A 20,203-nucleotide genomic window follows, 5' to 3' on the forward strand; every position below is an offset into this window, starting at 1 on the left:
GGAGCGTGCCTGAGAGGGCGTGAGCGGGCCTGAGCGGGCTGAGCGGGCGGGCGGGAGAATGGGTCCCATGACGATCGGTGTGCTCATCGCCGATGATCAGGAGATGGTCCGCCGGGGGATGCGGCCCTCGACGTCCTGTCGGGCGGGTGGCGTCGGGGATGCGGGACGCCCGGCTACGGGTGGCCGCCCGTGTTCCCGGCCAGTCCCGAGATGAGCTGCACGATCACCGACTTCATGGCCTCGGGGGACTCCCGGCCCGTCGCCAGATGCTGTGACGCCTCGTCCAGGGCGCCGACCAGGACGAGGGCGAGGGGGCGGGTCGCCTGCGGGGGGATACGGCCCGCGGCCATGGCCCCGGCGAGGCGTTCCTCCATCAGGCCGATGGTGTGACGGTACTCGATCTCGCGCCACCGCTCCCAGCCGAGAACGGCGGGGGCGTCGAGCAGGGCGATGCGCTGGACGCCGGGCTCGGCGGAGGCATCCAGCCAGGCCAGACAGCCCACGACGAGACTCTCGACGGGGTCGGCCGGACCGGCCGCGGCGACGGCCGAGCCGATGCTCCGCACCAGGTCCCGCTCGACGTCTTCGAGCACCGCCTCGAACAGGGCGCGTTTGTCGGCGAACTGGTGGTACATCGCGCCCCGGCTGACCCCGGCCGCTTTGACGATCGCCGCCGTGCTGACCTCGGCGTAGCCGATCTCGCCGAACAACGTGCGGCCCGCCTCCAGGAGGGCCTTCCGTGTCGCTGCGGAACGGTCGGCTTGGGTCCGGCGGTCGGCGCTCATCGGTCCATTGTTCGCTAGGGCGGGCGGGCGCGGGCCAGTATAGGCCAGCGGGCTCGACACCCACCCCGACCTGGTCGGAGTCGACCGGACCGGCCTGTTCCACGCCTTATCCGGGCATCGGAGTGTCGTACAGGGACTGGATGACCTCCTTGTGGTTGATGAGCACCTGGGCGCGCCGCACCTTGAAGCTCACTGTCAGCTCACCGGCCTCGACCGTGAGGTCCCGGGGCAGGATCGCGAATCGTTTGATCTGCTCGACCCGGCCGACCTGTGCGTTCACCCGGTCGATCTCGCGTCGCACGGCGGCGTGTGTCTCCGGTGATCGCACCGCTTCTTCGGGTGTCATGTCGTGGGCGGCGGCGAAGGAGTCCAGTTCCTCCTGGTCCAGGGTGATCAGGACCACGAGATAGGGCAGGAGGTCGCCGACGAGAACCGCCTGTGAGATCCAGGCGCTCTCCTTGAGCGCGTTCTCCGCCCGGGCCGGCGCGATGTTCTTGCCGCCGGCCGTGATGATGAGGTCCTTCTTGCGGCCGGTGATGAACACATATCCGTCCTCGTCGATCGAGGCCAGGTCACCGGTGCGGAACCAGCCGTCGGCGTCGAGAACCTGATCGGTGGACGGTTGGTCGTCGTGGTAGCCCTGGAACACCTGTCCGCCACGGAGCAGCAGTTCGCCGTCGTCGGCGATCCTCGCCTCGACGCCGGGCAGTGGCCTGCCCACCGAGCGGTGCCGGAACTCCCGCAGCGAGTTGACCGTCGAGACGGTGGCGGTCTCGGTGAGTCCGTACGCCTCCAGCACCGGCACCCCGCAGGCGTGGAAGAACTCCAGTATGTCCTGGGCGATGGGCGCGGCCCCGGAGGTGCACTGCCGTATCCCGCCGCCGAACATCCCGCGCACGTTCGCGTACAACTCCTTGTCGAACTCATCGAAGTCGGCGCGCACCTCCTCGGGGACCTCTTGACCGGCCGCGGTCAGGGCCCGTACCCGCTTCCCCGTCTCCACGGCCTTCCGCAACCGCTCGGGGTCCGCCACCAGCGCCGTCGCCCGCGCGTACACCTTCTCGAAGATCCTCGGAACGGACGGGAAGTACGTGGGCCTCACTTCCAGGAGGTTGGGAATGATCCTGTCGGGATCCTTCTCCCAGAAGGCGATCGAGGCGCCCAGATCGAGCGAGAGGAACTGGACCACGGCGGCGAAGGCGTGGGCCAGCGGAAGAAAGAGATAGACCCGGTCGTCCGGCACGATGGTCCCGGTCGCCGCGATCATGTCGACCACCGCGCGGTAGTTGCCGTGGGTGAGGACGCAGCCCTTGGGCGCGCCCGTCGTCCCGGACGTATACATGATGAGGCAGGGTCGCTCGGGCTCGATCGCCGCGGCACCGGTCTCGAACGCCGCCGAGTCCGCCGTCCGCCCCCGCCGCCGCAACTCCCCCAGCGTCAGCGCCCCGGGGGCCTGCGGCACCGGGTCGAAGGCGATGACCTCGCGCAGCCGCTGCAGCCGCGACCGGACCGCCGCGATCTTCTCCCACTGCTCGGCGTCCTCGACGAACACGAACTCGGCGCCGGAGTGCCCCAGCACATGCCGGCACTCCTCGGGCGAGTTGGTCTGGTACACCGACACCGACACCCCGCCGGCGGCCAGGATCCCGAAGTGGGCATACGTCCACTCCGGCCGGGAGTGGGCCAGGATCGCCACCTTGGCGCCCGGCCGCAGCCCCAGCGCGAGCAGGCCCCGCCCGACCTCCGACACGGCCTCCCAGAGCGCCGAGTAGCTCACGGGTTTCCAGACGCCGTCCTCCTTGAACCGCAGCGCGACGCTCGGGCCGTACCGTTCGGCGGCGCGCGGGACAAGGTCCGCCATCGTGCGCGAGCCGGTCCCGGGCGCCGTACGCGTCCGCGCGGTCCGCGGGGGGCTGCTGCCGGTCATGGTGCACCTTCTTCTCACGGGAGGGCCCGGGAAGGGCCGCTCAACGGGTAGGGGAAGGCGAAGATACATACCGTCCGCCTGTTTGTCATCGCCTATGAAGGTGTTGACTTGAGCATTTGCCTTCAGTTACAAACAGTCTGATTGTTTTCTAATGGGAGGCATGACATGACCGACGGAACCCTTGAACTCTTCGCGCACTACCACGCCGCCTGGGAGGTCCGGGACCCCGACCGGGTCGCCGCCCTGCACACCGAGGACTCGCTCTTCCATCTGCATCTCGCCCAGCCACCCGCCCGCGGCCGTACCGAGATCCGCGCGGCTGTGGCGGACACCTTCGCCCTGGTCCCGGACCTCGCCTTCACCCTGGTCTCGCTGCGCGCCGGGGACGACTTCTGGGTCACCCGGTTCCGGCTCACGGGGACGGCGGCGGCCACCGGGGCCGCGATCGACGTGGATCTCGCGGACTTCGTCCTCGTCCAGGACGCAGCGGTGAAGGAGAAACACTCGTACGTCGACGGCATCGCGATGCGGGCGGCCATGCCGGTGGCGGCGACGCAGGGCGACGGGCGGACGTCATGACCCGGGCCGCGGCGGTCGGCGGCGCACCCGACGACTCCGCGGCAGCCACGCCGCCGCAGGCGGGCACGCTCGATGCGCGGCTCGCGGCCGACCTGTTGGCGCTCCTGGCCGAGGAGGGTGACGGCGGGGTCGGTGACGGTGACGGTGACGGTGTCGGCGGGGGGCGGACGATCGTACGGAGTCCGCTCACCCGCGAGGAACTGGCCCGGGTGCCGCACACCACGGCCCGGGGCGTGGCAGCGGCGTTCGCGCGGGCCCGCGCGGCGCAGCGACGGTGGGCCCGTCTTCCGGCCCGCACCCGCTCCCGGGTACTGCTGCGCTTCCACGACCTGCTCGTCACCCGGCAGGACACCGTGATGGAGGTGGTGACGGCGGAGACGGGCAAGGCCCGCCGTCACGCGTTCGACGAGGTGCTGCACCTGGCCCTCACCGCGCGCTACTACGCCCGCACGGGGGCACGGCAGGTGCGCAGCCGCGGGGCGAGGGGCGCGATCCCTGGGCTGACCCGGGTACGGGTCCATCAGGTCCCGAAGGGAGTCGTCGGGGTCATCTCACCCTGGAACTACCCCTTCACGCTGGCGTCGTGCGACGGTCTGGCGGCGGTCATGGCCGGCAACGCGGTGGTCCTGAAGCCCGACGAGCGCACCATGCTCTCGGCCCTCATCGGGAAGCGGCTGCTGGTGGAGGCCGGAATGCCCGAGGACCTCTGGCAGATCGTGGCCGGTCCGGGCCCGTCGGTGGGTCAGGAGCTGATCTCCCACGCCGACCATGTGTGCTTCACCGGCTCGGTGGCGACGGGGCGGGTGGTGGCCCGGCAGTGCGCGGAGCGGCTCATCGGCTGCTCGCTGGAGCTGGGCGGCAAGAACGCGTTCGTGGTGCTGCGCGACGCCGACCTCGACAAGGCCGCCGAGGGCGCGGTCCGCGCGGCCTTCCCCAACGCCGGGCAGCTCTGTGTCTCCAGCGAACGCTTCTACGTCGACCGCGCGGTCCTCGACGCGTTCGTGGACCGTTTCGTCGCCCGGACGAGGGCGATGGTGTTCACCGGGGACGGATCCTGGGAGAACGCGATGGGCTCGCTCATCTCCCGGGACCAGTTGGACAAGGTCGCCACGCATGTGGAGGACGCGGTCGTGAAGGGCGCGACGGTACTGACCGGCGGTGCCCCGCGCCCGGAGCACGGCCCCTACTTCTTCGAGCCGACGATCCTGACCGGGGTCACGGCAGACATGGAGTGTCATCTCCAGGAGACGTTCGGACCAGTCGTCGCCGTTCACCCGTTCGATGACGAGCGGGCGGTCCTCGGCCAGGTCAACGCGGGCGACATGGGGCTCAACGCGTCGGTCTTCGGCGGTCGCCGGGCGCGCGCGTTCGCCCGGGGTGTGGTGGCGGGCACCGTCAACATCAACGAAGGCTACGCCGCCTCCTTCGCGAGCATCGACTCCCCCATGGGCGGCATGCGCCAGTCCGGACTGGGCCGTCGGCAGGGCCGCGAGGGGATCCTCCGGTTCACCGAGCCGCAGGCCGTGGCACGCCAGTACGTGACGCGCTTCGGCCCGGCGGACGGGATGAGCGTGGAGAGGTACGCCCGGCTCATGACACTGTCACTGCGGGTGCTGCGCCGGCTGCGACGGGCGTGATCCGGACGGGCGCGTGGTTCAGGACATCGCCGGTACCGGGAGGACGACCTCCCAGGTGTCCACCGCGAAGTGAGTGGTCATGCCGTGCTTCTCGTAGAGGCGCAGGGCGCCGGTCTCGTTGCCGGTGTCGACGCCCAGGCCGATGGTGTCGCGGCCGAGAGCGGCGTAGAACCCGAAGGCGTGACGCAGGAGATGGCTCGCGACGCCCCGGCCGCGGAACCCCTTGCGGACCCCGAGGGTGTTGACCCAGGCGTACGGGGTGCGGTGGTTGGAGGTGACGAGGACGGCGGCGTCGCCCTCGCCGTCGAAGGAGGCCACCCACACATGCCCCCAGTCGACATGGGCGCCCAGGTTGTTGGCCCACTGCTCGTAGGTGAGCGGGACGTTGTCGAAGTGGTCGAGGAACGTCTCCTCCACCAGCGCGTGCGCCGTACGGCGGTCCGCCTCCTCGCGGCAGTCACGCAGCCGCAGTCCCCCGGGCCCGGCCGGCAGCGGATCGGCGTCCGGCGTGAGGGGGCGGGTCAGGACGTGGTAGCGGCGGACGACCGACCAGCCGCGGGCGGTGAGCAGCGTGGTGTCCAGGGTGGGGCGGACGTTCAGATGCAGATGGACGACCGCCCGCTCGGCGTCGTTGCTGCGGGCGCGGCGCACGGTCTGCGCCTCCATCAGGCCGAGCAGCCGCTCCCCGGCGTCCTGGTGGCCCGGCAGCACATAGTGGTCCATGTCGATGCGCTCGCCGCGCGAGTCGTCCCACACCAGCCCGTACGCCACCAGTTCGTCACCCGCGAAGGCCAGCCAGGAGTTGTCCTCCAGGGCCGCCTCGGGGTGCACCAGATCGGCCTCCACGTCGGCCACGTCGGACTCCTCGCGGCCGATCTCGATCAGGTCCACGGCGTTGAGCAGTCGGGTGACGGCCGGGGCGTCTGCGGGCATGGCGGGGCGGATGACAAGGTCCATCGCATCACTGTCGGGGCCCGGAGGGGCGTCGGCAACGCAATTTCCGCGGGGCGGCGGAGCCCGGTGGGGCCCGGTGGGGCCCGGTGGGGCCCGGTGGGGGAGATCCCGCGCCGGGAAACCCCGCCGAGGGAATCCCCGTACCGGGAGACCCCGGACAGGGACACCTCGGGCAGGGATACCCCGGGCGGGGACACCTCGGGCAGGCGCACTTCGGGCAGGGACACCTCGGGCAGGCGCACCCCGGACAGGGACACCCCGGACAGGGACACCCCGGACAGGCGCACCCCGGACAGGCGCACCTCGGTCAGGGGCACTCCGGGCAGGGACACTCCGGCCAGGGACCCCGATCAGGAGTCCGGGCCTGACTGCGGTCCGGCGCTCCGGGAGTGACCTTGGCACTCACTTTCGGCCTCACTTCGGGACCTGAGCCTGGACCCGACGCGGGAACTTCAGGAACAGATGTCCCGGTGACACCGTCCCTGACAGGGGCCCCGACATGGTCATTTCCCTGGCGTGCCATCAGAGTTGAGTCAGTCAACGCTGTCGCCGCCCGCCCGGACACGGGCGCTGAGCAGCGGAGACGGGCATAGCACAAGGTCTTCCCTTTCGGGTTACTCCTCGGGACCCTGATGTCCGTGCGCACGGTGGTTCCGTACTATCGGGTCAACAAGCAGCCGGCAGTGACCGCTGCCGTCTTTCGCGCCTCATGAGCGGCGAACCCAAGGAAGGTTGTGAGCACGATGTCCGAATCCACCACCGGAGTCACCGGGGTGACATCGCAGTACGCGGCGAAGGTGACCGAGGATCTGGAGCACAACCTCAACGAGCAACAGCGCATCGCCTCCGACATCACCGCACTCCAGTCGCAGTTGGGTGCCCTGCGCGACGACCATGTCGTGCTCACCAACCTCCAGCAGGCGCTCGGGGTGAATGAGGCCGCGGCGGGTGAGCCGGTCGAGGAGGCCGGTGCCAAGGCGGAGGAGACCGGCACGAAGGCCGCGGAGACCGGCGCCGAGGCCGAGGAGAAGGAGGCCGAGGCCGCCGCGGTGGTGCCCGCGCCGCGCAAGAAGCAGGCTGCCAAGGGCAAGCCGGAGGCCGCCGCCACCAAGTCGGCCGCCAAGCCGAAGACGGTCACCAAGACGGCCACCAAGACGGCCACGAAGGCGGCTGCCAAGCCGGCCGCGAAGTCCGTCGCCAAGCCGGCGGCCAAGCCCGCCGCGAAGTCGGCCGCCAAGGCGCCGGCTCCCGCGTCCAAGGCGCAGACCACCGCCGCCAAGCCCAAGGCCGAGGCGGCAGTGGCGAAGAGCGAGGCCGGGGGCAAGAAGAAGGCCGCCGTGCCCGCCGCCCGCAAGGCCGCCGCCAAGCCGAGCGCGCCCGCCGACGCGTCCGCCCAGCCCACGCTCGTCCAGCTCATCCGCGAGCACCTGGCCGGTCAGCAGGAGCCCCGTTCCGCGGCCGAGGTCGCCACGGCCCTGACGGAGCAGCACCCGGACCGCACGGTGAAGACGACGGTCGTCCGCACCACCCTTGAGGGTCTGGTCGCCAAGAGCCTCGCGCAGCGTTCAAAGCAGGGCACGTCGGTCTTCTACTCCGGCACCTCGGCGGACGCGAAGCCGGCCGCCGTCGAAGGCCAGTGACCCAGTAGTCCGACTGGTGTGCGATCACCCCGCGTTGACCACCCGGGGTGACTCCTTCAGGTGATGTCTCACGGCGACGCCTCGCGGTGATGTCTCACAGTGAAGTGTCGCGGCGATATGTCGCGGTGATGTGTCGCGGTGATGTGTCGCGGTGATGTCCCGAGAGGGATGTGGCGGAACGGCGTACGGGTGGAGGGGACCCGTAGGCCCTCCCCACCCGTACGGCCCCGCGCCCCCGGCACCCGAACCCTGGCCCACGGCCCACGGCCCCGCGCCCCCGGAACCCCGGCCCCCGGCCCCTAGACCAGCGGTGCCGTCACATACCGTTCGCCGGCCTCGTTCTCGACCAGGATCTCCTGGACGTCGTCGGCCGGTACGGCGGCGGAGCCGTCGAGGTTGGTGCCCTTCTCGGCGCTGCCGACATGCCAGCTTCCGGCGATCTCGCGTTTCCCGTCCTTGGTGACGACCACCAGCCGGCACAGCTCACCGGCGGGGATGCCGCTGACGGCCGCGTTGACGCGGACCCAGCCGGCGGCCGGGGTCATCCGCACCGCCATCCGGGCACCGGTCGCGGGGTCGGTCGCGGAGGCCACCCGGACGCCCTCGACAGGAAGGGTGGGGGTGGGGCCGACCGGCGTACCGGCCTCGTCGGCGGTGTCCCGGTCACCGGCGCCGAGCAGGAAGCCCGCGCCGAGCAGGGCCGCGGCCGTGACGACCGCCGCCGCCGACAGCAGCGTCCGGCGCCGCGTCTCGGAGCGTGAGCGCTGCGCGTGGACCTCGCGCAGGGTCCGCTGGAGCATCAGGTCGCCGCCCTCGGGCGGGCCGTCGAGAAACGCCTCGGGCGGGACCTCGCCGAGGGTGGACTCCAGTTCCCTGAGTGCTTCCAGTTCCACCCGGCACTCCTCGCACCCGGCCACATGGCCGTCGACCTCCCGCATCTCCGTCTCGTCCAGGGCGCCGAGCACATAGGCGCCGAGCAGGGCGCTGTCATGCTGCCGGGTGCTCATGCCACCGCCTCCTTCAACACGACCAGCCGCGCGGTACCGGGTTTCTCGCGATACAGCTCCCTGAGCTGTCTCAACGCATAGTGTGACCGGGACTTGACCGTTCCGGCCGGTATTCCGAGGACCTCGGCGGCCTCGTTGACCGTACGGCCCTGGAAGTAGATCTCGACCAGCACCTCGCGGTGGTCGGGCGAGAGCCGGTCCAGGGCCTCCATGACCACCATGGAGTCGACGACGCTCTCGGCGTGGTCGTTCTCGACGGGCACCCGGGACGGGTTCTCGGCGACCTCGGTGGGCCGTGACGCCCTGGCCCGGCAGCGGTCGGTGACGATATTGCGGGCGACGGTCAGCAGCCAGCCGCGCACCGAGCCCTTGCCGTTGGTGAGTTTGTCCTGATGCCGCCACGCCCGGATCAGCGTCTCCTGGACGACGTCCTCCGCGGCGGCGCGATCACCGGTGAGCCGCTGCGCGTACGCCAGCAGCGCCCGGCCGTGTTCTTCGTAGAGAGCTTTGACTACTACCTCGTCACTCGTCCTCTGCCGAGTGCGCGACCACAGTGCCGCCATCCACTCACTCCGTCCTCCGCCGGTCCGATGTGCTGAACACGGACGCGGACGGCGGAGGGTTCAACGGCCGTCGCCCCCGCGGTCAGCAGTGTCTGCCCTCGTTCACACAGGCCGCGATCCGCTCCCGTCGGGTGTCCGTCATGACGTTGATGAACATGGCGTGATCGGTCGTGGGATGCCGCTTCTGCTCGGGGAAGGAGTCGACCGCGTAAGGGACGCCTTCGGGGACGTCGTAGGCGAGGGTGACCCTCAAGGCGGGCACCGGGAAGGTGTGCGGCGGGCAGACGCCGTTCGCCGCCGGGAAGACGATGTGCGAGCGGTGGTCGGTGCTGTCGGGATGCAGTCCGTTCCAGCAGCTCGGGAAGGTGAGGGTGCGGGTGGTGTCCTGGCCGTCCGGGCAGCGCGGATACAGGCTGGTGGCGTGGCCGGGGGTACCCGAACAACCCCACTGCGCACGGGCGTTGGTGTCGCCCAGGGTGGCGGCGAAGGGATCGCCGGTGATCATGCGCAGTCCCTCGGGCTGGGGCAGCACCTGGCCGACGGGGTTGCCGAGGTACTCGATCCGCACGGCGGTCGGCACCATGATCCGACCGGTGTTGCCGTGCCGTCCGCCGCCGTGGGCGCGGGCGTCGGGACCGGGGTGGTCGAGGCGGCGCAGCACGGGCCAGTAGTAGGTGGAGCGGTCGCCGTTCTCGCAGGTGGTGGGCGCGGCGGCGAGGCCGGCCGTGGTGGACAGGGCGTCGGTCGTGGTGTTGCCGACGTAGTCGTGGGTGTGATGGGCGCCGCCGACGACTCCGGGCGAGGTCACCACGTTGTCGGTGTTGCGGTGCCCGCGCTCGTTGCGCCCGCAGTCGACGGTGACCGAGCCGGTGGACGCGTCGGGCCCCCGCGCGGGCTCGGGGGCGGCCGGCGGGAGTTCGGAGACGTAGAGGCGTTCGGGTGGGGTGCCGGATCCGCCGGAGGGACGGCTGGCGACGATCGCCACGACGACGAACGTCACGCACACCGCGAGTGCGGCGGCGTTCCTGGTCAGCTTCCGGCGCGTCGTACGGCTCTGGGTCCCCACGGGAACAGGGTTCCAGCTCCTGACCGACGGTTCAACAAGGACGCGTTGAACCTTTCGGCCTCCGCAGCCGTGTGGTGCCCGACCGGACGGGGGGAACCAGCCAGGATGAGAGAGAGCGGGAGGCGGCCGTGGCCGAGATCTTCGTACCGGGTGACGAGGTGGCGCGCGTGGGGGTGCTCCTGGGCCGGGTAATGGACCTGGTCGACACCCAGAACTCCGGGTTCGACGCCCGTGCCGTGGGAGCCCCGCTGGTCGACGCGGGCATGGAGTTCGACCGCGCGTGGGACGACGGGCGGGTCCAGCTGAAGAAGAACTGCCGGAACCTCAAGGACGGCTGCGAGGCGGTCGTGAAGTCCTTCGCGGACCTGGACGCCGAGATGGGCGCCGCGCTGACCGACGCCGGGGGCGGTGCCACCGACGGCGGGGTCACCGCCGCCCCCGGTCCCACCGAGGGCGGGTTCTCCGCCGCGCCCGGTCCCGCCGAGGGCGGGTTCTCCGCCGCGGCCACCGCCGGCTCGGTGATCGCGTGACGACGCCGGGGTGCACCCCCGAGCCTCGTCCCACCGATGACCCGCCCCTGACCGCGCTCCCCGGGCCCCCCGCACCCCCCGGGCCCGATTCGTTCACGCTCTCCGTCCCGGAGACCTGGAGCGTCTACGACCTGTACGGCGACACCCTCGCCCAGGCCCGTGTCCGGGTGCTGCGGGAGACCGCGGACCGGGACGAGCGGGAGCAGGTCAACAGGGTGTTCCGGACCGCGCGGCGGATCCTCCAGTCGGCCCGGCAGCGCGGCGCGCTGTACGCGGCGGGCACCACCACCCTGCTGGAGGACGGGCTGCTGCTGGCCGGGGTGATGGTCTTCAAGGTGTCCCCGCCGCCCGGACAGACCTTCTCCGCCGAGGAGTTGGGGCGGCAGTTCGCCACGGCCGGGCGCCTCACCCGGCCGGGCACCCGGCGGTTCACCGCGCACGAACTGCCGCATGTCGGCCCGGTGGGACGGCTCACCGGTATCGAGGTGAGTCACCCCACCAGCGATCTGACGTACCAACTGCTGGCGGTGAACACGGTGGTGCCGGTGCCGGGGTCGTCCGGCGCCCTGGTCATCAGCTGCTTCAGCCCGAACCTGCCGCGGGCGGGCCAGTTGTACCGGGTCTTCGACGCGATCACGGCCACCTTCCGGTTCACCAGTCTGCGGGAGGGCCCGGTGTCCTGACGGCCGCCGCCCCCACGGCCCGCGCGCGGAAGGGTCCGGCACCTCCCTCGGGGAGGGTGCCGGACCCTTCGCCGGTGGGTGGCACGGTCAGTCGTCCGTCAGGGCCTCGGCGGCGGTGGTCGCCGGGACGCGCAGGGTGACCCAGCGGCTGTCGCCGAGGTGGGCGTGGGCGCGGCCCGGTTCACTGTCCGTGCCCAGCAGCCCGGCCGGCACCCGCTGGCCGAGGAGGTCGCCGTCGCTCCATCGGCGCGGGGCGAGCAGTGCCCCGCACCTGTTGCGGCGCACCTGGGTGTGCCAGCCCGGGAGACCGCTGTCGAGCGCCTCGTTGTCGCCCGCCACCAGCAGCCCCCAGCCGTCGCCCGCGGTGCCGCGCGCGACGGCGCTCAGGTCGCCGTCCAGATCGCTGTCGAGCATCAGTTCGGCGTCGTCCACGACGATCGCCCCGGCCGGGCTGTCGACCTTGCCGAGCGCGGCGCGGAAGTCGGCCACGGTCACCCCCGGGTCGGTGAACACCTCCACCACACCGGGGTGGTCGCCGAGGTCGCGCAGCGGGGAGGCGCGCGGGGCGACGACCACGATCTTGGTGCCCCGGGTCAGCAGGGAGCGGGCGCCGGTCAGCAGCACGGTGCTGCGGCCCGAGCGGGGCGGGCCGGCGATCAGACAGGACGGGACGCGGGACAGGTCCGGACCGACGGCGGTCAGATCGTCTCCGCCGACGCCGATCATCGTCCACAGCGGTGAGGTGCCCTCGGGGCGCCGGGCCAGGGCGTCCTCGAAGGTCAGCGCCTCGGGCAGGTCGTCCACCCGGAACGGCCGCAGTGCGCGCGGGACCTCGGCGTCCCGCGCGCCGACCTCCTCGGCGAGGGTCCGCAGCGCCTCGGCCTGGGCGGCGCCGGAGGGGTCGGGGCCGATCAGCGCGATCTGCGCGCCACGCAGGCCGCCGGCCACGACGACCCGGCCCGGGGGCAGACGGTCGGGGATCTGGCGCGGGGCGAGACCGGCCATGGAGTAGTCGCCCTTGTCGTGGAGCCGGGCGATCAGCTTGTCCTCGGTGGTGGCGGCGTAGCGGGCCTGGGTGAGAACCCGGTCGCCCGTCACCACCACATGGACCCCCGCGCCGGGGCCCTCCCGCAGCAGCAGGTGCATCGTCTCCCTCACACTGCCCTGGTCGTACGAGGCGAAGTCCCGTTCGAACGCCTCGAACCGGTCGATCAGCAGGACGAGATGGGCCGGGCGTTCCCCGGCGGGCAGCCGGCGCCGCAGTTCGGTCAGGTCCGCGGCCCCCTCGCGGCCGATGAGGGTGCGGCGGCGTCCGGTCTCGGTGGCGAGCCGGGTCAGCAGCCGGGCCACCCGGTCGGTGCGGGTGCGGTCCACGACCGCTCCGGTGTGGGGCAGCGCGGCCAGGGCCTGGAGCGCGCCGGTGCCGCAGTCGAGCCCGTACAGGTGGACGTCGGCGGCGCTGTGCGCGGACACGAGGGCGGCGGCGACGGTCCGCAGGAACTGGGAGCGTCCGCTGCGCGGGGCACCGATGAGCTGGACATGTCCCTGGGTGTCCAGGTCCAGGGTCAGGGGTGCGCGGGACTGCTGGTCGGGGAGGTCGATCAGACCGTAGGCGACGGGGGCGAGGGCGCCGGGTTCCGGTCGGCCCGGTGGGGCGGGGAGGAGGCGGGTCTCGTCCAGGGTCAGCAGATCGGGCAGCGGGGGCAGCCAGGGGCGGCGCGGGGATTTCAGGCCGGTCAGGCCCGCGGCGGCCTCCTTGACGGCGGTGACCAGGACCGACAGATCGGTGACGGACTGCACGGCGGTCCCCTCCCCGGTACGGGGCGGGGGCGGTGGGTCGCCGAGGGTCTCCCAGTGGATCTCGGTGAGGACGGGCGCGGGGCGCTCCTCGCTCTCCTGTCCACGGTCCGGTGCGCGGCGGCGGCCTCCGATGCGGCCGGTCTGGAAGGGCAGCAGCGCGGCGTGGCCGAGCCGGGCGTAGGCGCGGCCCGGGGTGCGGGGCGAGAGGGTGCCGGAGTCGGGGGCGTCGATGATGTCGCGGCTCTCGCCCTGGTCGGTGGTGCGCAGGGCGATCCGCAGATTGGTGTTGGCCCGGATGTCGGCGGTGACGGCGCCGGAGGGCCGCTGGGTGGCGAGGATCAGATGGAGGCCGAGGGAGCGTCCGCGCTGGGCGATGCCGACCAGTCCGGTGACGAAGTCGGGCAGTTCGCGGACCATCGACGCGAACTCGTCGATGACGAGCACCAGCCGGGGCAGCGGCGGGAGCGCGGGGTCCCGGGTGCGGCGGTCGGCGTGGTCCTCGATGTCCTTGGCGCCGGCGGCGGCCAGCAGATGTTCGCGCCGTTTGAGTTCGGCGCCCAGGGAGACCAGGGCGCGCTCCACGAGGTGGGTGTCGAGGTCGGTGACCATGCCGACGGTGTGCGGCAGGTCGGCGCACTCGGCGAAGGCGCTGCCGCCCTTGTAGTCGACCAGGACGAAGGTGAGTTCGTCGGGCCGGTTGGCGACGGCGAGGGACGCCACCAGGGTCTGGAGCAGTTCGGACTTGCCGGAGCCGGTGGTGCCCGCGATCAGGGCGTGCGGGCCGTCGGCGCACAGGTCGACGGCGAAGGGGCCGTCGAGTCCCTCGCCGAGGACGGCGCGGGTGGTGCGCCCGCCGCCCGCCGCCCAGCCCGCGGCGATCGCCCCGGCGGTCGGGGGTTCGAGGCCGAGGACGTCCAGGAGCCGGGCGGAGCCGGGCAGCAGGTTCTCCTCGGTGTCGTCGCCGACGTCCCGTACGGGGGCCAGGGCGCGGGCCACGCCGAGCGCCCAGGCGGCGTCGGGGGCGTCCATCAGGGCGCCTTCGACGGGGTCGGCGGCGTCCTGGCCGACGTGCAGTCCGCGGTGGGAGGCGACGGCGACGGCCCGGCACTCCTCCGGCAGCAGCCGGGCCTCCTCGTCCACGCAGACGAAGTGGACGCCGACGGCGGGTCCGTCGCGCAGCAGGGCGATCACCCCGGGCAGGGCCCGCAGCCGGCGGGCGCCGTCCAGGACGACGAGCACGTCGGGTTCGCCCGCGGCGCCGCCGCGCGCGGCCCGTCCGCCGGCCTCGGTGCGGGCCTCGGTGCGGGCCTGGACGACGGCGGTGAGTTCGGCGATCCGGCGGGCGGTGGACTCGGCGGTGGTGCCGAGGCCGAGCCGGTCGTCCAGCGGGGCGGTGTGGGGCAGCCAGTGCACCCAGGACCACCGGTCCGCGTCCGCCGTCTTGTCGCGGTTGCCGGACAGTACGCAGATCCGCAGGTCGGCGGGGCTGTGCAGGGCGGCGCACTGGGCGACGATCCAGCGGGTGAGCGGTACGGCGGCGGCTCCCCCGGCGACCCCGAGGACGCCGGCCCCGCGCAGCGGCACGGTGACCGGCACGGCGTGGGTGATCCGGGTGATGCGCTGCCGGTGTTCGGGTTCGGTGGGGTCCTGGAGTTCCAGGTGGGCGGGCCGGTCGCCGGTGCCGAGGCGCAGCAGCAGGAAGTCGGGGTCGCGCCACCGGCGTTCCCACAGGCGCTGGCGGGGGCCGGTGGTGATGAGGGTGACGGCGGCGGGGTCGGGGCAGGCGGTGCGGCGGGCCCGCTGTTCGGCGAGGACGGCGGCGGCCACGTCCTCGTCGAGGCGGGTCTTGTGGCGTTCGTACTCCTCCAGTTGTTCCTGGTGGTCGTCCTTGCCGCGCCGTTTGTGGGACAGCTGCCCGACCAGGGCGATGACCGGGGAGAGCAGTCCGAGGACGAGATAGCGGGCGTTGTTGAAGACCATGACGCCGACGAGGGACATCAGCAGGGGTGCGAAGACGAGGGCGAGCTGGAGGGGGTGGCGGGGGGCGCGGCCGGGGGGCTGGGGCAGCCGGAAGCGGTGGTCGACGGGGGGCGGGAGCAGCCGGGGCGGCCGGTTGTACTCGACGGTGCCGTCGGCGGCGGGCTGGACGGCGGCGTCGGGCCGGGTGGGCTCGGCGAGTTCGAGGAGCACGGGTCCGGCGGTGAGGACGCCGCCGACGGGGAAGGGGGTCCAGTCGGGGGCGGGTCCGGCGTCCAGGAGGACACCGTCGGGGGCGACGGCGCGGGCCTCGGCGGTGCCGTCGGCGGCGATCCGCAGCCGGGCCGCGACGGCGGGCAGGTCCTCGGCGGCGATCCGTACGGCGCACTGCGGACCGGCGCCCACGGTGTACTCCCCGGCGGGCAGCCGGAACACCGCTCCGGCGCCCGTGCCGCCGACGGCCCTCAGCTCCAGCACCCCCTCGGGTTCGGCGGGCGGCACCGGCAGCGGGCCGCCCAGGCCGAGCAGCCCGCCGTCGCGCAGGTCCAGTTCCCCCACCGGCCGCTCGGTGGGGGTGCGGTGGGTGCCGAGGTAGAGGGCGGGCCGTTCGCCGTCGGCGGGGCGGGTGCCCAGCCGACGGCCCAGCTCCACGGCGATCTCACCGGTGGGGGTCGCCGGATCGGCCTCGATCAGGAAGTCCGCGCGCTGCCCCTCACGGGGGTCGACCGCGGTGACGGTGAGACGCATGGCGTTCCTCTCAGGCGGTGAGGTTGGTGCCCATCGTGCGGTCCAGTTCGCCGAAGCTGTCGCCGACGCTCTTCACGTACTGGGCGATGCCCCGCAGCCCTTCGAGGGTCCGGCCGACGTTACTGTTGAACTGCTTGTAGAACGGGGTGAACTTGCTCTCCGAGGTCTCGGTCCGGTAGCCGGTGGCGACGAGGTTGTCGAGTTCGCGGTCGATCTCCTCCAGCAGGGCGATGGCCTGCTCGTACTGGTTCATGGTCTTCAGCGAGGTCTGTGCGGTGATGGCGTCGTCCACGAAGTACTGGGCCATGGGTGGTCTCCTCCGGAAGGGGGGTGAGGTGCGGGTCGGGCGCCGGGTGCCTGCCGTGGGCGGGTGGCGCGCACCCTGAACACGAGGAGGGCGCCGAAGTGGTTCAGACGGATGCCGGCGCGGGCGGGTTGAGTGCCGCCGTGTCGGTGTTGTTGTTGAGGTTGCCGAGCGTCTTGGTCGGGAAGGCCGCCAGCGCGGTCTCCAGTCCGTCGGTCTTGAAGCCGTACTGGTTCTCCAGCTTCTTTCCGGCCAGTCCGGTGCCGAGGCCGTTGAAGATGCGTACGGCGGCGTTCTCCAGGGCGTCCTCCTTGTTCAGGCCCTGCTGCTCGATCTGGTAGAGGACGGTGACCATGTTGCCGATGGTCCCCTTGATGAGGTTGGTGACCGCCTCGTAGGCGTAGGCCCGGTACTCGTCGGGCGAGAGCGGGGTGTTGGCGTAGGCGTCGTAGGCGTGGGACGGCGCGTGCTGCTCGTTGTAGGAGCCGGCCGGGTCGATCTCGGTGGTGTTGCCGTGGCCGTCCTTGACCTTGGCGGCGCCGCTGTCGCCGACTTCGACGGTGTGGGTCTGGGGGGTGTCCCCGTGGGTGGTCACGGTGCCCTTGACGCCGTCGTGCTTGATGTCGAGGGACGTGGTCTGCGTGTCTGCGGTGCTCTGGAAGGTGGCGTTGCCCTGGGCGTCCTGGGTGACGGTGACGCCGTTGGCGTGGTCGGTGACGGTGGCCGTGCCGTCGCCGTTGCCGAAGGTCAGGGTGGTGCCGTTGGTGCCCGGCGGCGGGGTGTAGACGGCGGGCGTCCCGGGGGTGACGGTGACGCCGCCGGGGCCGCCGCCGGTCAGGGTCGCCGCCGGGGGTGAACCCGAGGTGACGGTGGCGTTGTTGCTGAAGGTGACCTGCGGGGGCGGGGCCGGTGCGTGGGGGGCGGGCGGGGCCGGCTGGACGACTCCGGGGCCGTCCAGGGTTCCGTCGGGGTGGACGGTCACCTTGTCGCCGGGGTCGGTGGAGTTCGGCACGGACACCTCGAAGGAGCCGTCGCCGTTGGCCTTCACGTCGAAGCCGTCGCCGTGCACGGTGGCACCGGTCGGGCCCTTGAGGGGCATCTCCACGGTGGGCGCGGCGCCGGGGCCGGCGGTGGGGCCGACGGTGAAGACCGGCGGGACCTTGGGGTCGGCGGCGTTGCCGGGATGGGCGGGGCCGTCCTGGAGGGTGGCCTTCTGCGCCGGGGTGAGGGAGCTGTCGGCGTACGGGTCCTGTGTCTTGTGGATGGTGATGTCGCCGGTGTCCACGGTGGTGGGTCCGCCGAAGGCGCCGCTGTGGCCGAGAGTGCCGGCGCCGCCGAAGGCGGGGACGGTGACGGCGCCCTTGCCGTCTCCGGTGACCGTGCTGATGGTGGTGGAACCGGGGGCGGTGCCGACGGGGTTGCCCGCGGTGTCCACCGGCTGCCCGTCGACCTGGTGGCCGGACGGCTTGAGTTCGAGGGGGCCGCCGGGGGCGAAGGTGGCGGTGGCGGGGCCGTGGTGGACGTCCACGACGCCCGGGAGACCGCCGACCTGACCGGGGTGGTGGGTGACCGTGCTGCCGGGGTCGTGGACGGGATGGCTGCCGGGGCTGGTGATCGTGATGCCGTCGGCGCCGTTGTCGAGGGTGTTCGCGCCGCCGTAGGTCCGGGGGAAGCCGAGCGGGCCGGTGCTCGGCGGGGTCTGGACGCTGCCGCCGGTGTGGTGGGCGCTGACGGTGGCGCCGTTCGGCAGGTTCTGCACGGTGACCTGGCCGTCGGGTCCGACGCTGTGGGTGATGCCGGTCGGCTGGTGGACGGTGGTGGTGGTCGTGCCGTGGGCGTCGGTCGTGAAGGTGGTGCTGAAGCCCTGGTCGGTGAAGGTGTGGCCGGTTGCGTCGGAGGTGAGCGTGCTGCCGTCGGCGCCCCGCACGGTGGTGGGGCCGGGGCGGGGCGCGCCGCCGGTCGCGGTGGGGTCGGCGGTGGGGCCGGTGGTGGGCGGTCCGACCGTCGCCGTGTTGCCGTGCGGCTCCTGCACGGTCAGGGTGCCGTCGGGTGCCGACTTGACCGCGGTGGGGGCGACTCCCTCCCCGGTCCGGGGCACGAACACCGCGTCGCCGTTGCCGGGGAACCCGACGATGACGTCCGGGGTGATGACGCCCTTGGGGGTGACGGAGTTCTTCTCCCCGGTACCGGTACCGGTACCAGTGCCGGTGCCGGTGCCAGTGCCGGTGACGGTGATGTCGGCGGTGGGGCTGCCGCCAGGGGTGGTGCCGGGGGTGACGGTGGCCCCGGTGCCGGTCGTGACGCCCTGCGGGCCGGCGGTGAAGCCGCCCCCGTCGTCCGGGTCCCCTTGCGCGTACGTCCCCTCCGGCCGGTGGACGGCCTTGGTGTGCGGTCCGGCCGGGGCCTCGGAGGTGACACCGGTCGCGTCGGTGGTGGCGGAGGCCACGGGGGTGCCGCCCACGGAGGTGCCGGCGCCGTCCGGCGTGAGGGTGGTGACCGTGTGGTCGGAGGTGGTGACGGTGGTCGGGCCGTTCCCGTCCGGCGGGGTGACGGTCACGGTCGGGTTGCCCGCCTGGGCGCCGATGGGCGTGACGGTGGTCTTGCCGTCCGGTCCGGTGGTGACCTGGGTGGGGCCGCTGGTGACGGTGGTGGCGCCGGTGGGCGAGGTGGTGACGGTGGTGCTGGTACCCGCTCCGGTGGTGAAGGTGGTGGTGACGCCCGTGTCGTTCTGTACGGAGGTGAAGGGGCCGCTGGTCACGGTGGTGCCGTGGGGGCCGAGACCGACGGTGCTGTGCTGGCCGTTGACATTGGTCCGGTTGCCGCCGGCGCCGTCCCGGACGACGGTGACCGGCCCCAGGTCGAGCGGATGGGTCGGGGTGGGCTGCGCGGGCAGCGGGGCGTCCTGGCCGTTGCCGTTCTTGACGGTGAGGGGGCCGTGGGCGGGGACGGTCACTTCCATGCCGTGGTGGGTGAGGGTGATCGACCCGTCGGGTGCGGGCCGGTCGACGGTGGTGGTGGCGTCGCCCTTCCCGGTGACGACGGGGGCGTCGCCCGTATCGCTCTTGATGTCGCCGGTGTCGAAGCCGCCGTCGGCGTCGACGGTGACGGGGGTGACGTCGGGGCCGCCGTCGAGGATCTGGCCGTCGGGGGTGAAGGCGGTGCCGAGGCCCGGGGTGCCGGCGGTGCCGCCTCCGGCGCCGTCGGTGCTGACGCCGGGGGCGGTGGTGGTGCCGGTGGGGGTGACGGTGACCGGGGTCGCGGTGCCGGGGGCGACGGTGAGGGTGTCGGCGGTGCCGTCGAACCGGATCGTCGTGGGGTTGCCCGACCCGGTGCCGACGGTGAAGCCGGTGTCGGTGAGGGCGGTCCGAGGGCCGCCCGGCGTACTCACCTGCGCGGTGCCGTCGCCGTTGATCACCGTGCTGGTGGGGCCGTCCTTGACGGTGACGGCGACCGGCGGGTCCAGGGGGCCGGCGGCCGGCGGCCGGCGGCAGGGTGACCTGCTGGCCGTTGGTCCCGTCGGTGAAGGTGAGCGTGCCCGTGCCGTCGACGCCGACCGTGTTCCCGTCGAAGGTGGCCTGACCGGGTGCCGTGGTGTCGGCGGTGAAGGTGTGGCCGCCGCCCGGCTGGAAGGTGACGCTGTTGTCGGCGGGGTCGTGGGTGGCGAGGGGCGGGCCGTCGACACCGTTCTGCGGGCCGAAGACCGTGGTCACATTGGTCTGGTTGCTCACGACGACGGTGTCCGTGGTCACCGTGTGGGACACCCCGTCACCGCCGACCTTCAGGGCGCCGTCGCCGGTCGTGACCCCGGTGCCGTCGAGGGTGAACTTGCCCGGACCGGGCACGGAGCCGGGGCCGGGATCGGGGCCGGCGGCCGGTCCGTTCTGACCGCTGTCGGCGGGCGCGTTGCCCTGCGGGGCCTGGGGGGCGCCGGGGTCGGGGACGAGATGCAGGTCCTCCGGGTGGATCCCGATGGCGTCAGGGTCGTCCACGGGGGCGTCGGGCAC

Annotated in this window: 15 protein-coding genes; 5 read left to right on the top strand and 10 right to left on the bottom strand. The window is 72.8% G+C overall.

Going from position 1 to position 20,203, the window contains the following annotated elements; genetic code table 11:
- Nucleotides 1-173: 173 nt before the first annotated feature.
- Both ACIQNG_RS05705 and ACIQNG_RS05710 read right to left on the bottom strand, forming a co-directional pair.
- Complete coding sequence (locus ACIQNG_RS05705) at nucleotides 174-785, bottom strand: TetR/AcrR family transcriptional regulator (protein WP_401482749.1); 612 nt, start codon at nucleotides 783-785, stop codon at nucleotides 174-176.
- 106 nt (nucleotides 786-891) lie between these two features.
- Entirely contained in the window at nucleotides 892-2,712 is a 1,821-nt protein-coding gene (locus tag ACIQNG_RS05710; protein WP_401482750.1) for an AMP-dependent synthetase/ligase, read from the bottom strand.
- Between the two features lie 165 nt (nucleotides 2,713-2,877).
- On the opposite strand from ACIQNG_RS05710, the gene ACIQNG_RS05715 reads away from it, so the two are divergent.
- The gene (locus ACIQNG_RS05715; protein WP_401482751.1) at nucleotides 2,878-3,291 is read left to right on the top strand and encodes a nuclear transport factor 2 family protein; all 414 of its coding nucleotides are present in this window, start codon (nucleotides 2,878-2,880) and stop codon (nucleotides 3,289-3,291) included.
- On the top strand, nucleotides 3,288-4,928 hold the full coding sequence (locus ACIQNG_RS05720; RefSeq protein WP_401482752.1) for a succinic semialdehyde dehydrogenase: 1,641 nt from the start codon (nucleotides 3,288-3,290) through the stop codon (nucleotides 4,926-4,928). Before ACIQNG_RS05715 ends, ACIQNG_RS05720 begins: the two co-directional genes overlap by 4 nt.
- 18 nt (nucleotides 4,929-4,946) lie before the next feature.
- Here the strand turns inward: ACIQNG_RS05720 and ACIQNG_RS05725 are convergent, their stop codons facing one another.
- Both ACIQNG_RS05725 and ACIQNG_RS05730 read right to left on the bottom strand, forming a co-directional pair.
- The gene (locus ACIQNG_RS05725; RefSeq protein ID WP_401482753.1) at nucleotides 4,947-5,885 is read right to left on the bottom strand and encodes a GNAT family N-acetyltransferase; all 939 of its coding nucleotides are present in this window, start codon (nucleotides 5,883-5,885) and stop codon (nucleotides 4,947-4,949) included.
- Nucleotides 5,810-6,214 carry a pentapeptide repeat-containing protein gene (locus tag ACIQNG_RS05730; RefSeq protein ID WP_401482754.1) on the bottom strand — a complete coding sequence of 135 codons (405 nt, stop codon included), beginning with the start codon at nucleotides 6,212-6,214 and terminating at the stop codon, nucleotides 5,810-5,812. The genes ACIQNG_RS05725 and ACIQNG_RS05730 overlap by 76 nt, the downstream gene beginning before the upstream one ends.
- Nucleotides 6,215-6,625: 411 nt before the next feature.
- Here ACIQNG_RS05730 and ACIQNG_RS05735 point away from each other — a divergent pair, with 411 nt between their 5' ends.
- A complete protein-coding gene (locus tag ACIQNG_RS05735; protein WP_401482755.1) occupies nucleotides 6,626-7,522 on the top strand; it encodes a hypothetical protein in 897 nt (298 codons plus the stop codon).
- A gap of 299 nt (nucleotides 7,523-7,821) precedes the next feature.
- Here the strand turns inward: ACIQNG_RS05735 and ACIQNG_RS05740 are convergent, their stop codons facing one another.
- The 3 genes from ACIQNG_RS05740 to ACIQNG_RS05750 all read right to left on the bottom strand — a co-directional run bounded on the left by ACIQNG_RS05740 (nucleotide 7,822) and on the right by ACIQNG_RS05750 (nucleotide 10,158).
- Nucleotides 7,822-8,529 carry an anti-sigma factor family protein gene (locus tag ACIQNG_RS05740; RefSeq protein WP_401482756.1) on the bottom strand — a complete coding sequence of 236 codons (708 nt, stop codon included), beginning with the start codon at nucleotides 8,527-8,529 and terminating at the stop codon, nucleotides 7,822-7,824.
- Nucleotides 8,526-9,092 (bottom strand): sigma-70 family RNA polymerase sigma factor, encoded by a 567-nt coding sequence (locus ACIQNG_RS05745; protein WP_401482757.1) that lies wholly within the window; start codon nucleotides 9,090-9,092, stop codon nucleotides 8,526-8,528. Before ACIQNG_RS05745 ends, ACIQNG_RS05740 begins: the two co-directional genes overlap by 4 nt.
- A gap of 82 nt (nucleotides 9,093-9,174) precedes the next feature.
- A complete protein-coding gene (locus ACIQNG_RS05750) occupies nucleotides 9,175-10,158 on the bottom strand; it encodes a DUF1996 domain-containing protein (protein ID WP_401482758.1) in 984 nt (327 codons plus the stop codon).
- Between the two features lie 128 nt (nucleotides 10,159-10,286).
- Here ACIQNG_RS05750 and ACIQNG_RS05755 point away from each other — a divergent pair, with 128 nt between their 5' ends.
- A complete protein-coding gene (locus ACIQNG_RS05755) occupies nucleotides 10,287-10,688 on the top strand; it encodes a hypothetical protein (RefSeq protein ID WP_401482759.1) in 402 nt (133 codons plus the stop codon).
- Nucleotides 10,685-11,371, top strand: a complete 687-nt coding sequence (locus ACIQNG_RS05760; RefSeq protein ID WP_401482760.1) for a hypothetical protein — start codon at nucleotides 10,685-10,687, stop codon at nucleotides 11,369-11,371. The genes ACIQNG_RS05755 and ACIQNG_RS05760 overlap by 4 nt, the downstream gene beginning before the upstream one ends.
- 87 nt (nucleotides 11,372-11,458) lie before the next feature.
- Here ACIQNG_RS05760 and ACIQNG_RS05765 read toward each other — a convergent pair whose 3' ends face one another.
- The 3 genes from ACIQNG_RS05765 to ACIQNG_RS05775 form a co-directional block, all read right to left on the bottom strand.
- Nucleotides 11,459-15,895 carry an FtsK/SpoIIIE domain-containing protein gene (locus tag ACIQNG_RS05765; protein ID WP_401482761.1) on the bottom strand — a complete coding sequence of 1,479 codons (4,437 nt, stop codon included), beginning with the start codon at nucleotides 15,893-15,895 and terminating at the stop codon, nucleotides 11,459-11,461.
- A 10-nt stretch (nucleotides 15,896-15,905) separates the two neighbouring features.
- On the bottom strand, nucleotides 15,906-16,202 hold the full coding sequence (locus ACIQNG_RS05770) for a hypothetical protein (protein ID WP_401482762.1): 297 nt from the start codon (nucleotides 16,200-16,202) through the stop codon (nucleotides 15,906-15,908).
- Between the two features lie 103 nt (nucleotides 16,203-16,305).
- Nucleotides 16,306-19,614 (bottom strand): hypothetical protein, encoded by a 3,309-nt coding sequence (locus tag ACIQNG_RS05775; RefSeq protein ID WP_401482763.1) that lies wholly within the window; start codon nucleotides 19,612-19,614, stop codon nucleotides 16,306-16,308.
- Nucleotides 19,615-20,203: the final 589 nt, after the last annotated feature.

Origin of the sequence: Streptomyces sp. NPDC091377 (assembly GCF_044757045.1) — a bacterium.
GTDB lineage: Bacteria > Actinomycetota > Actinomycetes > Streptomycetales > Streptomycetaceae > Streptomyces.

Coding starts and splice junctions, on each gene's coding strand:
- ACIQNG_RS05735 (WP_401482755.1), top strand. CDS start 6,626: ATGTCCGAATCCACCACCGGAGTCACCGGGGTGACATCGCAGTACGCG.
- ACIQNG_RS05720 (WP_401482752.1), top strand. CDS start 3,288: ATGACCCGGGCCGCGGCGGTCGGCGGCGCACCCGACGACTCCGCGGCA.
- ACIQNG_RS05770 (WP_401482762.1), bottom strand. CDS start 16,202: ATGGCCCAGTACTTCGTGGACGACGCCATCACCGCACAGACCTCGCTG.
- ACIQNG_RS05765 (WP_401482761.1), bottom strand. CDS start 15,895: ATGCGTCTCACCGTCACCGCGGTCGACCCCCGTGAGGGGCAGCGCGCG.
- ACIQNG_RS05740 (WP_401482756.1), bottom strand. CDS start 8,529: ATGAGCACCCGGCAGCATGACAGCGCCCTGCTCGGCGCCTATGTGCTC.
- ACIQNG_RS05710 (WP_401482750.1), bottom strand. CDS start 2,712: ATGACCGGCAGCAGCCCCCCGCGGACCGCGCGGACGCGTACGGCGCCC.
- ACIQNG_RS05725 (WP_401482753.1), bottom strand. CDS start 5,885: ATGGACCTTGTCATCCGCCCCGCCATGCCCGCAGACGCCCCGGCCGTC.
- ACIQNG_RS05705 (WP_401482749.1), bottom strand. CDS start 785: ATGAGCGCCGACCGCCGGACCCAAGCCGACCGTTCCGCAGCGACACGG.
- ACIQNG_RS05715 (WP_401482751.1), top strand. CDS start 2,878: ATGACCGACGGAACCCTTGAACTCTTCGCGCACTACCACGCCGCCTGG.
- ACIQNG_RS05745 (WP_401482757.1), bottom strand. CDS start 9,092: ATGGCGGCACTGTGGTCGCGCACTCGGCAGAGGACGAGTGACGAGGTA.